General features: G+C 70.8%; 13 protein-coding genes. 8 read left to right on the forward strand and 5 right to left on the reverse strand.

Annotated elements, in window-relative coordinates; translation table 11 throughout:
- Nucleotides 1–196: 196 nt before the first annotated feature.
- The 3 genes from RBH18_RS39435 (at nt 197) to RBH18_RS39445 (ending at nt 2,570) form a co-directional block, all read left to right on the forward strand.
- The gene (locus tag RBH18_RS39435) at nt 197–598 is read left to right on the forward strand and encodes a hypothetical protein (protein WP_306215625.1); all 402 of its coding nucleotides are present in this window, start codon (nt 197–199) and stop codon (nt 596–598) included.
- The gene (locus RBH18_RS39440; RefSeq protein ID WP_306215626.1) at nt 588–1,649 is read left to right on the forward strand and encodes a tyrosine-type recombinase/integrase; all 1,062 of its coding nucleotides are present in this window, start codon (nt 588–590) and stop codon (nt 1,647–1,649) included. Before RBH18_RS39435 ends, RBH18_RS39440 begins: the two co-directional genes overlap by 11 nt.
- Before the next feature lie 276 nt (nt 1,650–1,925).
- Nucleotides 1,926–2,570: a hypothetical protein gene (locus RBH18_RS39445; RefSeq protein ID WP_306215627.1), complete on the forward strand. Its 645-nt coding sequence runs from the start codon at nt 1,926–1,928 to the stop codon at nt 2,568–2,570.
- Between the two features lie 580 nt (nt 2,571–3,150).
- On the opposite strand, the gene RBH18_RS39450 is transcribed toward RBH18_RS39445, so the two are convergent.
- Nucleotides 3,151–3,705 carry a tyrosine-type recombinase/integrase gene (locus RBH18_RS39450; protein ID WP_306215635.1) on the reverse strand — a complete coding sequence of 185 codons (555 nt, stop codon included), beginning with the start codon at nt 3,703–3,705 and terminating at the stop codon, nt 3,151–3,153.
- Nucleotides 3,588–4,454: an alpha/beta fold hydrolase gene (locus RBH18_RS39455; RefSeq protein ID WP_306215628.1), complete on the reverse strand. Its 867-nt coding sequence runs from the start codon at nt 4,452–4,454 to the stop codon at nt 3,588–3,590. The genes RBH18_RS39450 and RBH18_RS39455 overlap by 118 nt, the downstream gene beginning before the upstream one ends.
- Nucleotides 4,455–4,568: 114 nt before the next feature.
- Here RBH18_RS39455 and RBH18_RS39460 point away from each other — a divergent pair, with 114 nt between their 5' ends.
- From RBH18_RS39460 to RBH18_RS39470, 3 genes are all read left to right on the forward strand, one after another.
- Complete coding sequence (locus RBH18_RS39460; RefSeq protein WP_306215629.1) at nt 4,569–4,739, forward strand: hypothetical protein; 171 nt, start codon at nt 4,569–4,571, stop codon at nt 4,737–4,739.
- A 306-nt stretch (nt 4,740–5,045) separates the two neighbouring features.
- Nucleotides 5,046–5,468: an MmyB family transcriptional regulator gene (locus tag RBH18_RS39465; protein WP_306215630.1), complete on the forward strand. Its 423-nt coding sequence runs from the start codon at nt 5,046–5,048 to the stop codon at nt 5,466–5,468.
- Nucleotides 5,465–6,163: an SDR family NAD(P)-dependent oxidoreductase gene (locus RBH18_RS39470; RefSeq protein ID WP_306215631.1), complete on the forward strand. Its 699-nt coding sequence runs from the start codon at nt 5,465–5,467 to the stop codon at nt 6,161–6,163. The genes RBH18_RS39465 and RBH18_RS39470 overlap by 4 nt, the downstream gene beginning before the upstream one ends.
- A 29-nt stretch (nt 6,164–6,192) precedes the next feature.
- Here RBH18_RS39470 and RBH18_RS39475 read toward each other — a convergent pair whose 3' ends face one another.
- Entirely contained in the window at nt 6,193–6,486 is a 294-nt protein-coding gene (locus RBH18_RS39475; protein ID WP_372339054.1) for a hypothetical protein, read from the reverse strand.
- 290 nt (nt 6,487–6,776) lie between these two features.
- On the opposite strand from RBH18_RS39475, the gene RBH18_RS39480 reads away from it, so the two are divergent.
- Complete coding sequence (locus RBH18_RS39480; RefSeq protein ID WP_306215632.1) at nt 6,777–6,971, forward strand: hypothetical protein; 195 nt, start codon at nt 6,777–6,779, stop codon at nt 6,969–6,971.
- Between the two features lie 998 nt (nt 6,972–7,969).
- Here the strand turns inward: RBH18_RS39480 and RBH18_RS39485 are convergent.
- Nucleotides 7,970–11,131, reverse strand: a complete 3,162-nt coding sequence (locus tag RBH18_RS39485; protein WP_306215633.1) for a S8 family serine peptidase — start codon at nt 11,129–11,131, stop codon at nt 7,970–7,972.
- Nucleotides 11,132–11,365: 234 nt separating this feature from the next.
- On the opposite strand from RBH18_RS39485, the gene RBH18_RS39490 reads away from it, so the two are divergent.
- Nucleotides 11,366–12,847, forward strand: a complete 1,482-nt coding sequence (locus RBH18_RS39490) for a M20/M25/M40 family metallo-hydrolase (RefSeq protein ID WP_306215634.1) — start codon at nt 11,366–11,368, stop codon at nt 12,845–12,847.
- Here RBH18_RS39490 and RBH18_RS39495 read toward each other — a convergent pair.
- Nucleotides 12,822–13,307, reverse strand: coding sequence for a His/Gly/Thr/Pro-type tRNA ligase C-terminal domain-containing protein (locus tag RBH18_RS39495; protein ID WP_372339055.1), 486 nt, complete (start codon nt 13,305–13,307; stop codon nt 12,822–12,824). The two genes, RBH18_RS39490 and RBH18_RS39495, sit on opposite strands and share 26 nt — an antisense overlap.
- Between the last annotated feature and the right edge of the window lie 95 nt (nt 13,308–13,402).

Consider the following 13,402-nt stretch of genomic DNA (forward strand, 5'->3'; position numbering starts at 1 on the left):
GAGTTTTCACCGGGCTCTCGATGCGGAGTCGGCGGCGGGTCCGTCGAACGGTCGAACCTGGCCTTGATCAGGTTGTTGATCTCTTTGAGGCGTCACTATGGGCGTCGTGGGCTCGTCAGGTTCTGCGCGTGCCGGGCACGCCGAGCAGACGGTCGGCGCGTTGATCCCGCCTGGCACCCGCCGGCGGAGACCGTCGGTGCCGTTGCTCGCTCCGGAGCCGCTGCGCCCGGTGCTGCCTGTCGATGATGGTTCGGGTTCGTTGTTGCTGGACATGGCCCGCTTGGATGCCTCGGGCCGGTTCTCCGCCCGGGTGTTGCTCCGCGTGCTGGGCTGGACAGCGCAACAGCGTGTGGATCTCACGGTAGCCGGCGATGCTCTGATCATCGGTTCTTCTCCGACCGGCCGACAGAAGATCGGCGTACGGGGAGAGCTCGCAGTCCCCGGTTCAACGCGTGCCATGCTCGGCCTCGACGAGGACCCACGCGTGGTCTTGGTGGCGGCTTTGGACAGCAGGGTGCTGGTGGTTCACCCGCATACCGTGGTGGCGCAGCTGCTGGCCGGGCACTACCGCCGTGAGGGTGTCAGCGGTGGCGGCTGATCCCGGTCTCGTCGCCGTCGCCCGCGGGCTCCTTGCCCAACTTGGCGTGAGCGTGGCGGATCTGCAGCTCGCGCAGCCGCAGACCGCAGTGACGGTGAATGACTATCTGCCCCGGGTGCGGGCGGCCGCGAGCACGTCGTCGAACCGGACCTACGGCTCCTACTGGAACCGGATGTCCGCCGCGTGGGGCGAACGGCCCGTGGCGTCGATCGCTGCCACCGATGTGGAGGCGTTCCAGCGACGCTGTGCCCGCACGTCGCGGCAGCGCCGTAACGGCCGCGGCGGCCGGCAGGCGGGGGAGAACGCGGTCGCTGCGGCGCGCGCGTTCTTCAGCCGGGCGATCGCTGACGGTCTCATCGCCACGGGGGCGAGTCCAGCGCATCAGGTGGCCAAGCCTCGCCGGCTGCCCAGCCCACGCCGGGCGTTGACCCCGGACGAGATCACCGAGATCAATCAGGTGGCACGATCAAGTGGCAACGACGCGGTCCTGGACGCGCTGCTGCTGCGCCTGCACACCGAGACCGCCTGCCGGCGAGGCGGAGCGCTGGCGTTGCGGCTGATGGACCTCGACACCGCACGCGGCCTCGTCCGTCTGCGGGAGAAGGGAGAGACGTTACGCTGGCAGCCGGTCACCCTCGCCCTGGCGGAACGACTGGCCGATCACGCCGCATCTCGTGGAGCGGTCGCGCCCGCCGACGGGCTGCTGCGATACCGCGACGGCCGGGCGTTGACCTCCCGCCGCTATGACCACTTGTGGAAACGCCTCGGCGACCGGCTGCCATGGGTGGCCGCGCAAAGCATCTCCACGCACTGGCTGCGCCACACCACGCTGACCTGGGTCGAGCGTAACTTCGGCTACGGCATCGCCCGCGCCTACGCCGGGCACACCGACAACACCGGCCCGGCCACCACGACGTACATCAAAGCCGACCTGCAGGCCGTCGCCACCGCCCTGGCCGCGCTGACCGGCCAGCCGCACCCGCTGGCTGGCAGCCTCGACGACCTCGGCATGTGGGGCACACCGGCTGCGCGGGGGTTCAAGCCGACGTGAAACCACCCATCGCTCGGCTGACCGCTACTCGGCCTGCACGTTCGTTCACATGTAGCTGAAGAACTTTCGTGCCCGGACAAGGGTGGGGGTGCCGATGGGCGCTCTCGAGGCAGTGCGATCCGTGATGGCGCAGCTCACGCCATGTGCAATCAACACTGCGTAGAGCCCCTGCTGAGCGAGGCACACCCCCTGGCATTGCCACGTCCCTCGCTTCGTCAGTGACGTTCGATCGCGCGGCGATCGGCGCCGAGACGATCGGTGTTTACGGTGGCGTAGGTGAGCGTGCGTGAGCGGCCACTTCGAAGCCCTTGTCAGTGGTGCGGTCATTCGATCGAGCAGCCGGGGACTGGGCGGATGCTGCGTTACTGCAACCGCTCGTGCCGGCAACGCGCGTACGAGGTCCGCACCGCGAGCAGGCGGCTTCGGGCCGATGTGGCGGCCGGTGTGGTGCGTGCCGAGCCGGCGGAGCGGGTGGTCGAACGTGTCGTGCAGCGCCGGTATCCGCAGACAGCGGGTGAGTGGGAGCTGGCGCTGCAGGAACTCGCCGCGCAGCTGGCCGACGGAAGGCTGGCACCGTGGCACGCCAGCCGTCTACGCCGGGCACTCGCCCAAGCGGAAGCAGCAGCCGGGGTGCCGGCCGGTGCGACGCCGCGCCAGGGGGTCGGTGCGGCGGCGGTGCGGTTCTCGCCGGTCGCGATAGCGCTGTGGGAGACGGTCGTGCGACGTGTGCAGATCGCAGGCGGGGTGCTGTCGGTGACGTTGGAAGGATTGGCGGGCAGCCTCGGTGCAGGCGTTGATGAGGTTCGTGCGGTGCTGGTGGAGGCCGAACGTTTGGGCTACGTCGTCGTTCAGCGCCGTGGCACCGTCGTCGCTGTGGCAGGTCTTGCTGTCCATGCTCGTTGCGACTTGGTCGTCCGTTGATCGGCCTGGCGTCAGAAGCCGCTACCGCGATTCGCGTCGGCTCCGAGCGCGTACCGGCCAGGTGGGGACACAGGCCAGCTCCGGTCGGCTGTTGCGGTCAGCGGACCAATGTCACGTCACTATGAATCAAGGTGACCGTCGTGTAGCCCGCTGGCATGGGCACCCCGTTCATGCCAACGTCCGCCGCCCCGCACACGCGAGCAGAGCCGAGACCGGGTTCTGGTTGCCGTACGTCGCGCGTTCGCCGAGAAAGGTGACGACGTCGCGATGGATGGGATCGTCCACCGTGCTGGGAGTCGACGCGTTGTTGTCAGCGCTCGTTCGTCATCTCGCTGTCAGCAGGTTCGTCACGAGTGACGCAGGACGGTGGTCAGGAAGCGTTCCGGTTCCGGTAGGCGCTCTGCTGACAGGCTCGTGAGCAGTAGGTGCGGGGCAGGCCGGTCGTGGCCACGGTGACCGGCCCGCGGCACACCGAGCAGGTCGCGCTGTTCTGGTCTGGGGTTTCGTCACGCTCAGATGGCCCGGGACTCCCGAAGCTACGGCGAGCCGCAAGGTAGTGGATCTTGAGGTGGGTCGGCGGTCAGCCTTTGGCCCGTGTGCGGCGCCGTGCGGCGCGGAGTTCGTCGTCGGCGACTTTGTTGTCGATCAGCGCGTACAGCTGGGTGGTCTCGGTGGAGGCGTGGCCGAGCCGACGGCGGACGGCCTCGATCGACACCCCGGCGTTGATCAGTTCGGTGGCGTGGGCGTGGCGTAGCTGGTGGATGTCGAGGTCGACGCTGGCGGTCGTGCAGTAGCGAGTCCAGCGGTGCTGGGCGACGTCGTCGGCGGCGGCCGGCCGGGGCAGCCGTTTGGGGACCTTGACCGCGCCGCTGAGGCCCGGACCGCGCCGCTGAGGCCCGGACCGCGCCGCTGAGGCCCGGACCGCGCCGCTGGGGCGGTCCCCCCGCCCCCGGGGCGCCGCGGCCCGAGCCGTGGGAACCGCGCCGCCGCGGCCGGAGCCCGCGGCCCGCGCCGCGCTTATGTCCGGGCGGTGAGGTGGTCGAGCATGCGCCCGGTGCCGGTGGCCAGGATCGACAGGTGGGCGTCGCCGGCGGCGGGGTGCAGGGACGCGTAGGGTATGCGCGCGGCGACCCAGGCGCCATGGGCGTACGGGACGTTGACGTCCCGGCGGCCGTGCCAGACGCTGACGGGGAGGGCGATCTCGGCGGGGTCGAAGCCCCAGGGCCGGGTGAACGCCAGCTCGTCATCCACCCAGCCGTCGATGCCGGGGCGCAGGCCGTCCCGGTTGGCGGCGGCCAGGTCCGCGGCGAACTCGGGGGTCATGGCGGCGGCGTCGGGCGCCGGGAGCAGGTCGGCGGCGAGGTCGGGGGTCAACGCGTCGAGCAGGGCGGGTGCGATCGGGTCGACGTACGTACGCAGGTCCCTCTCGCCTTGGAAGGCCGCATCCCACTCGTGGGCGTTGTCGTCGTCCATGCCGGCCCGGAAATCGAGTCCATCGGCGCCGGCCGGGGCCAGCCCGGCGATGATCAGCGCGCGGATTGCCCCGGGCAGCCGCGCCGCGCAGGCGAGGGCGTGCGGGCCGCCACCCGACCAGCCGGCGAGGAGGAGTCGGTCCGCGCCCAGCGCCCGCAGCACCGCCGCCGTGTCCGGGACAACGTCGACGACCGCACGGCCCGGCCGCCGTCCCGAGTTGGCGTAACCCGGCCGCTTGACCGTGACCAGGCGCAGCCCCCGCTCATGCGCCGCCCGCGCGAAGTCACGCGGCGGCAAGGTCCCGGGCGTCCCGTGGTGAAACACCAGCGGCAGACCATCCTCCGGCCCGCTGCACTGATACTCAAGTGTCCGCCCGCCGTCGACGACGACCTGCGCGTTCTCCGTTTTCACGGCACCGATTCTGCCCCTCACGATCGGGCGACCCGCGTATGACCGTGGAGTCGTCGGTCACAGCCGGCCGCTCCGCGATCGCGATCGGCGGCCCGCGCGATCATGGTCGGCCGCTTGCTCGGTCACGGCCGTGGTGTGCGCCACGACCAGGAGATGTATCAGCTCGACCTGGACCGGTGGAAGCGGGCCGAGGCCCGCCGGCGCGAGGAAGAGGCCCTCGCGTCCGGCCTGGAGCCCGCGGCGATCGACCTGGCCGCCGCCCGCCGCGCCCGGCGCGGGAACTGAGGGGAGACGTCGATGCGTTGGCCTGGTCCAGGTGTGCGCGGACCAGGCGGGGCACGATGTACGGCTGTTCGCCGCGCGGCGACCAGGGTGAGGGCCGTCGGCCCGCCCGGCCGGCGAGCTGGCCGGCGCGGGCGGCACCGCGGTGTGACAGGCCAGCCCGGGCGCCCGGGGCGGGTGGGGCGGGTCGGGGTGAAACGACTTGCCGAGCCGGCCACAGCACACCCGTAGCTGCCACAGGGCGATCATGTCGACCGGCCGGCGGGGCAGCGCGACGCCGTACCGTTCGGCGGCCTCGGTGAGGGCCAGATGGATCCGCTGGGAGCTGAGGAAGATCTTGCCCGACGGGTCGCGGCCGAGCTCGGTCAGGAACTCGGCAGCCGAGCGCAGCAGCGGCCGGGCCGCTGCAGGCACGTGGAACACGGCGTTGGCGTGCCGTGGCCGGTGGCCAGCCCGCGCTTCCGGGACTTGTGGCACCGCCACGACGTGAGTTCCCAGCGCGGCACCCCGGTGGAGTTCGACCACCCGCAGATCGGCGAGATCGCGTTGCTGCGCGAAAGGCTCGCCATCAGCGGTACGGACGGCATGACGCTCACTGTCTACGTCGCCGGGCCCGGATCCGCGGCCGCCGAGAAACTTACGCTCCTGGCCTCGTCGGCGCTCGCAGCGGCGGACGGCAACGGCCCGGACCGATCGCCCGTCCGCCGCTCGGAAAGGACCCGCAAACCATGACCAGCGAAGAACGTATCGCCGTCGTCACCGGCGGCACAGGTGCCATCGGCCGAGCCATCGCGGTGGCTCTGCGTGGCGGTGGCTACCGGACGGTCGTGCTCGGCCGTCGTGGCGGGGACATCCAGGCCGATCTGACCTCGGAGGCCGGGGTCAGGCAGGCTGCCACGGAGGTGCTCGGGCGCTACGGCCGGGTCGACGTCCTGGTGCACTCCGCTGCCGTCATCGATCCGATGTCGCTGGCGGAGTTGGACTCGCAACGCTGGCGGACGCTCCTGGCCGTGAACGTCGAAGCGGCCCTCTGGCTCGCGCAGGCGTTCACTCCCGGCATGATCGAGCGTGGGTTCGGCCGCATCGTCATGATCGGGTCGGACACGCTCTGGTCGCCGCCCGGCCCCGAGTTCCTGCCTTACGTCGCCGCCAAGGGCGCCATGCTCGGCATCGTCCGCACTCTGGCCGCCGAGCTCGGTGGTCACGGCATCGCGGTGACGGCCGTCGCGCCGGGGCTGACCGACACCCCGATCGCGCAGAGCGTCAACGACCCCGCCCAGTTCGACGCCGTGGTCGCCACGCAGGCGATGAAGCGCCGCCTCGTGCCCGAGGACACCGCCAACGCTGTCGCCTTTCTCGCCTCCTCCGGCGCGGAGGCGATGACCGGGCAGGTGCTGGTCGTCAACGGCGGAGCCACCATGCGCTGACGCCCATGGTGGCTCCGGTGCTCAGCTTGTCACTGCCCGGGTCTGGTATCGATGCGGGCGAACGGGGTTTTCCGAGCGTGCAGGGCCCGCACCGCCCGTTCCCAGGACGGGTCGCCGGGCGCGAGGGCGCTGCGCAGGTACGCCCAGGTCATGGCGCGGATGGCGGCGACCCGTTCAGGATTCTCGTCCGTGGTCTCGCCGGCGTCGTAGCCGAAGACGCCGCCGAGCATGTGCTCCGCGCCGAAGACGGTGAGCAGTGTCTTGTTCTCACCGGGACTACGGTGGTACGGGTCCGCGCGCCAGTCCTCACGGTTGGTGAACATGGCGTGAGTCCGGGGCGTTTCGTCTTGGCCGGGTCGACCAGATATACGACGGTTCCGCAGGCGGGCCAGGCGTTGACCGGCCGGGTCGACATCGTCGACGCGCTACCGTTGGCACAGGCCGAGATCGATGGGCAATCCGGGGATCTGCTGGTCCATCGATTGCTGGACGGGGGAGACTTCTCCGTCGGATCCGATCCGTCGGCGACCACGAGGGACGAGTATGCCCGGCGAATCACCTCAGGTGGAATGCCGGTCGCATTGCGCCGACCGCCGGGGCGATCCCGCTCCCGATGGTTCGCCCACTATCACTCAGCGCGCAGGTGTCGTACGACGACGGCGCAACCTGGCGGGAGGCGGCCCCGGCCGGGACCGCCGCCACCGTCACCTATCCGGCCGGCAGCGGTTTCGTGTCGCTGCGCCTGACCGCGACGGCCGGGACGTCAGCGTTCGAGCAGACCGTCATCCGGGCCTATCGCTTCGGATAGCCGTTGGCCCGAGATCCGGCGCCCGGGCGGGCGGGGCTTCTGGTCCCGCCCGCCCGGGGCGAGCCGGCCGCTCGCCTCAGTGGTCGAGCCGCGCAATCCTTCCGGCAACAGTGGCACGGCCAGCAGGCAGCAGCAGGCTGAGTACGACGCTCAGGGTCGGGCGCGGGCGAACTCCGGATGGCCGATGCCCATTTGTGCTTCGGACTCCGGGGTGGAGAACAGGGCGCTACCGGCGGCAGCGAGTAGGACGAGTTCCGGGTCGTCGCTGGTGTTGCCGCGCGAGTACACCTGCCGTGGGCCGAGAAGACCGTCGTGGTCGAGCAGCAAAACCTCCTGGGGGTGTGGATCAGGAGCTCGGGGAAACGGCGTCGTGATGCGCGGTGGCCATGCTCTTGTCGCGCCAGGGAGCGGTCTGCTCCGCGACCGTCGCGTTCTTGACCTCGAGGCGCTGTAGGCGTTGCTGCCGACCAGCAGGTGCGAGGCACTGTCGGGCCGTCCGTCACCTCGACGATCAGGGCGGCGGCCTTGGCCGGGTCGCCGGGCTGGGTGCGAATGCCTCCGGCGACGCCGTCGCGGATGAGGTGCGCGATGGTGCCGTCGTAGGCCGGCAGCCGGTTCCGGCACCCCGTCATCGCCGGCGCAGTGCTCAACACTTTCTCCGCCGCGGATCGGGCCGATCTGCGCCGCCGCGCGGCGGACTTCTTTCTGGCCAGCGGGGCGGATTCCCTGACGATCGCGGAGTGTTTCGTCAATGCCGACCGGTTCGACGATCCGTCGGCCGTGCCGAACTTGGTGGGAGGGGCCCGCCCGACTCGCCGCCGGACTCCGCGTCTTCCGCCGGGCGGCCGGCGGGAGCGTTTCCCTCTCGCGATCTCACACTACCGGCCGGCAGCTCACGTTCTTCCCCCGATGGAGTCGTCGGGGGTGGTCCCGGTGAGGTCTCCCGCCGGTGGGGTGGACACGAGCGGATTTTTCCTGCCCACCCCGCCGGGAGCAGATCAGGCGGTCCCGTACGCCCGGATCACCGTGATCGTCGCGGTGTTGCCCGCGGTGTCGATCGTGGTCGCCCGCAGCGACACGTAGCCGCCGGTCGGGTTGGTGACCCGGACCGTGCGCTGGTCACCGTAGCCCCCCACGACGGCCGGTTTCCAGGTCTTGCCGTCGTCGACCGAGTACTCCGCGGTCAGTGATCTGGCGGGTGCGGCGGCCGATCCGGCGGCCCGCCGTACGGTCGCCGGGATGGTGAACGTCCCGGCCGGTGCCTGGTTGGTTGCGCTCAGGGTGGGGTTGAACTGCACGCTGGACAGCGGCAGGACACTGCTACCGGCTTGCGAGCTGAACGTCCATACGCCGGTCACCGAGGTGCTGACCGTGAACGGTGCGGACCGGGCGGCCGACATCTCCAGCCGGTAGTTCTGCCGGGCGGCGGGCACCTTGAACGTGGTGGTGTCGGCGGCGGCTGAGCCGTACGAGGTCGAGCCGGCGCTCAGCGACGTACGCGCGGTGTCCATGACCCAGGACCGGCCTTGACGGCCCGCACCGTCGCTGAACAGCGGGACGTCGATGAGGATCTCGTTCTTCGCGCGGGTGGACAGACCATCGGTGGTGGACGGCGCGAAGACGCCCGTATTGCCGTCCTGGTGGTACACCTGCCCGGCGGTGTACTGCTGCGCGGCGCTGGAGGTCACCGAGTGAATCTCCGGGAACGACTCCGGGTCGGACTGAACTTTCTCCTGCAAGTCGCTCTGCCAGCGTACGCCGCTGTCGGTGTTGACGTACGTGGTGCGTTCGAAGGGCAGGGTGAACGGCATGCCGGTGCCGTAGACGGACGTCCGGGAGTCCAGGCTGGCGGTGTACGCCGCGACTCCCGTGGCGTTCCGGGCGTTCCGGGCGTACCGGGTCTTGATCGTGGCCAGTTCGGCCGGCGTGATCTGCTTGACAAAGCCGGTGGGAAAGCCTCCCGTACGGAAGTAGGCGGTCTCGTAGGACCAGGGGCTGTCGAGGAATCCTTCGTCGTCGTTCTTCCAACGGCCGAAGGTACTGCTCACCACGCTGGTGAAGCCGGGTGTCGATGTCGTGGAGCCGAGTTGGGCGGTGAACATGTCGCCGGGCGCCGCCGAACTTATCGAGGTGCCGGCGATGCTGCCGGAATCGGTCGTCCACTGCACTGCGACCGAGGCCGCGGCCTGCTTGGCGTCGGCGCGTGGCGCGGTGACGCCGACCGGCTTCGCCTCGCGGGCGTCCATGGTGATCGTCTTGTCGGCGTCGACCACGAGGGTGGTCTGTACCAGCATGGTGGTGCCCTCCGGGCCGTAGACCATGCTGAACATGCCGTAGCGACCGGCGGGCACCGAGTGGGTTTCCTGCGCCGTGTAGTCCCAGAACTGCACGGTGCCGCCCGTGTTCTCGCTCAGCGGGATGAGCGCGGCCCAGTGGTCGAGGTTGGGCGTGCCGTCACGGCCGATGTGGCTGATGGTGACGTTGTGCGTCTCGAGGTCGCGCTGGACCGCCAGCGGCGTCTCGACCCTCAGGTCCCCGGCCGCGGTCGCCACGACCCGGCCGGTGCGGTAGCCGTCCGCGCCCGCGTTGCTGGTGGTCGCGACGACCTCGGCCGTGGCGGTGCCGCCGGCCGGCACGGTCAGGGTGCTCACCGGAACCGTGAACGTGGTGGTGTCTCCGTCGACGGCCAAGGCCAACGAGACCGGCGCCGTGCCGTCGTTGCGGTAGGTGAGGGTCTTGGTGAGCGGCGCGTCGTCGTCGTGCGGCCATGCCTGCGCACCGAAGTTCACGCTCGGCTCGTCCACCGAGATGGTCTGCCGGACGGCTCGCGCCACATCGACGCGGCCGGCGCCCTGGTAGTAGGCCGAGTCCGCGTTCGGGTTCGCGGATCCCATGAGCACTGCTTTGCGGCGAGCGGGCGACCAGTCGGGGTGCTGTTCGGTGAGGATCGCGGCGGCACCCGCGACGTGCGGGGTGGCCATCGAGGTGCCGCTCATGACCGAGTAGCCGTCGGGTGCGGGGTCGCCGATGGTGGCGTTCGCCGCTCGCGCCGCCGTGACAGCCACGCCGGGCGCGGTGATGTCCGGCTTGATCGTCCCGTCGCCCCGTCGCGGGCCCCAGCTGGAGAAGAGGGCGTGTTCGTCGTCGGCGTCCACCGCGCCGACCGCGAGTGCCGCGTCGGCGCTGGCCGGCGAGTCGACTCCGGCCTCGCCCCATCCGCCCTTGTTGCCGGCCGCGATCACGAACAGCGTGCCGTACTGGTCAGTGAGGTCGTTGACGGCCTGTTCGAGGGGGTCGACCGACTCGTCGTCGGAGAATCCGAGACTCATGCTGACGACCGGCGCGATCGGCGCCGCCCACTGCATGCCGGCCAGCACCGCCGACTCGTCGCACCAGCCGCCTTCGCAGACCTTGCCGATGGCCAGTTTCGCCCCCGGGGCCACGCCCTTGAACTTTCCGCCGGACGCGGCGCCGGAGCCCACGATGGTCGAGGCGATGTGCGTACCGTGGCCGTACGTGTCGTCGGCGCTGGGCTCAGTCGTAAAGTTCTGGCTCGTCGCGACCTTGCCGACGAGGTCGGGGTGGGTGGCGTCGATGCCGGTGTCGAGCACCGCTACGGTCACGCCGGTGCCGTCCAGGCCCTGCTGCCAGGCCGCCGGGGCGCCGATCTGCGGCACACTGACGTCCAGGCTTACCTGCAGCTTGCCGTCCAGGTAGACCTTGTCCACGCCCGTGCGCAATGTGCGGCCCGTACCCGCGCTCGTGGTCAGCGCGCTCCACAGCTTCGTGCGTGAGGGTCGGCCGGCGCGCATGGCCAGCATGCTCACTTTGGACATGTCGCGACCGAGCCGGGCCGTCGCGCCCACTGCGGCCCGTGCGGCCGCTGGTCCCTTGCTCTTGCCGGTCTTCGGGTACGCGAGGAGCAGCGGCAGGTCCTTGTCGCCGGTGTAGCCGAAGTCGCGAAGCGTACTGACGTCGAACAGCCGCCGGTCCAGTCTGCCCTGCTGCACGAGCGGCATGGCATCAGTGGGTACCACATACTGGTGGCCGTCCGCCTGCCAACTCAGCGACCGGATGGCGGTTCGTCCCGGGCCGGGCTCGAAGGCGGTGCCGCCCGCGGACACGGTGACCTTGTCGCCGGTGATCAGGGTGACCGTCACCGGCTTGCTTGTGGCAGCAGTGCTCACGGCGGGTGCGGCCGGCACCGTACCGGTACTTGATCGTTGGGCGGAAGCGTCTGCCCCCACCGTCCCCGCGGCCACCAGCGCCGCGGTCGCCCCCGCAGCCAGCAGCGCTGCGGAAACTCGTCGTACATGCATAGATCGGGAACCTTCCCTCAGCGGAAGCCAAAACAGGACCGCATGGATAGATGCATCGGAAGGACGGACGAACGGGTGCGACGCGTTGCGATTTCCGCGGCATTCCTCGACGAGTCGGCCGGCAGGGAGAACATGGACGTCGCCGGCGCCCGCGCCGAGATCGCGCGGGCCTGGAACGGCGATGTGCTGTCCAGTCTGGCCGATCTGGTGCGTATACCCGCCGTGTCGGCCGCCTATGACCCGGGCTGGGAGAGCGCCGGTCATCTGCGGGCTGCCGTCGATCATGTGCGGGCCTGGATCGAGGCGCAGCGCCTGCCCGGTGTCCAGTGCGAGATCCTGTGCCTGCCTGGACGCTCGCCACTGTTGTACGTCGACGTGCCGGCGACCACCGGTGCCACGGCGACCGGCTCCGTCCTGCTCTACGGCCACCTCGACAAGCAGCCGGCGCACGGTGACTGGTCCGCCGGGCTGGGACCGTGGCTGCCAGTTGTCCGCGAGGGACGGCTGTACGGGCGCGGTGCCGTTGACGACGGTTACGCGGCCTATGCGGCGACGACGGCTCTGACCGCGTTGCGTGCGACCGGCGGCGACCACGCCCGGACGGTGCTGCTGCTGGAGACCGGCGAGGAGACCGGCGAGGAGTCCGGCAGCCCCGATCTGGCCGCCTATCTGGATCACCTCGCCGACCGGCTGGGAGACATCACCTTGGTGCTCTGCCTGGATGCCGGTGGCCGCGACCACGAGAGGCTGTGGCTCACCTCGAGCCTGCGCGGGGCCATCATGGCCACCCTCACCGTACGGGTCTCGGGAAGCTCTTTGCACTCGGGCATCGCCGGCGGCATCGTGCCCAGCAGTTTCCGCGTCATGCGACAGTTGCTGGATCGCCTGGAGGACTCCGCCACCGGCCGGATCGCCGTCCCCGAATTCCATGCCCCGATTCCCGCCGAGCGGCGCGCGGAAGCACTGGCTGCCCGCCACCCGGGCATCGCCGCACAGTTCCCCCTGCTGCCGGGTGTTCGGCCGGAGGCGGAGGACGACGTCGAGCTGATCCTGCACAACACCTGGCGCCCCGCGCTGTCCGTGGTCGGCGCGGCCGGCCTGCCCGACGCCGCCGAGGCGGGAGCGGTCCTGCACGCCTCGACCACCCTGCGGTTGTGCTTCCGCATTCCGCCGGCAGTCGACGCCCGGGCGGCCTACGAGGCCCTCGTGGCGGTGCTGACCACCGACGTGCCCCACGGCGCGCATGTCGACGTCACGGACCCGATGCTGATCAACGGGTGGAGCGCGCCGGCCCCGGCATCCTGGCTCAGCGACGCGCTCGGGGAGGTGGGCGACCACATCTTCGGCAACCCGTGTGCCGGTATCGGGATCGACGGAGGCATCCCGTTCATGGAACTGCTCGGCCGGCGGTGTCCGGATGCGCAGTTCGTGGCGACCGGCGCCCTCGGCCCGGATTCCAACCTGCACGTGCCCGACGAGTGGCTCGACCTCCGGTTCGCGGGGCAGCTGACCGCCGCGATCGCGCTCATCGTCAACGCGCACGCGACGGCCGATTGACATACCGAGGCGCACACCGGGGCAGGTCCCGCGTGGCTTCCGGCAGCGCGGCGGGCGGCCGGGTCAGTCCCTGCGCCAGGCCGCGGCGGCCCAGCACGATGCGCAACGGCAGGCCGATGAGGTCGGCGTCGGCCAACTTGACGCCGGCGCGTTCGGTCCGGTCGTCGCGGAGCACCTCGACGCCGGCCGCCCACAGTTCGTCGCAGAAGCGCTGGGTCAGGGCGCCGGCCTCGGTGGCCATGTCCTCCAGGACCGCGAGCGACACGTGGCAGGGCGCGATGCTGACCGGCAGGCGCAGGCCCTTGTCGTCGCGGTGCTCCTCCGCCGCGCAGCCGAGCAGGCGGCCCACGCCGATGCCGTAGTAGCCCATGACCAGCGGCTGCAGCTTGCCCTCGGCGTCGAGGAACGTCGCGTTCAGGTCGCTGGAGTAGCGGGGCCGGAGGTTCAGCCTCGTCTGCACCGGCGCGGCACGCTGGCGGTATCCGACTCGGTCCGCGTCACGTCGCTGCCATCGGCCGGTGCGGTGATCCGGCTCGGCGGTTTGCACATCGCCTG

The sequence above is a fragment of the Actinoplanes oryzae genome (genome assembly GCF_030757795.1).
Classification (GTDB): domain Bacteria; phylum Actinomycetota; class Actinomycetes; order Mycobacteriales; family Micromonosporaceae; genus Actinoplanes.

Bases quoted from the DNA above. Each gene is read 5' to 3' on its own strand.
- RBH18_RS39465 (WP_306215630.1), top strand. From the start codon at position 5,046: ATGGATCCGCTGGGAGCTGAGGAAGATCTTGCCCGACGGGTCGCGGCC.
- RBH18_RS39470 (WP_306215631.1), top strand. From the start codon at position 5,465: ATGACCAGCGAAGAACGTATCGCCGTCGTCACCGGCGGCACAGGTGCC.
- RBH18_RS39475 (WP_372339054.1), bottom strand. From the start codon at position 6,486: ATGTTCACCAACCGTGAGGACTGGCGCGCGGACCCGTACCACCGTAGT.
- RBH18_RS39480 (WP_306215632.1), top strand. From the start codon at position 6,777: ATGGTTCGCCCACTATCACTCAGCGCGCAGGTGTCGTACGACGACGGC.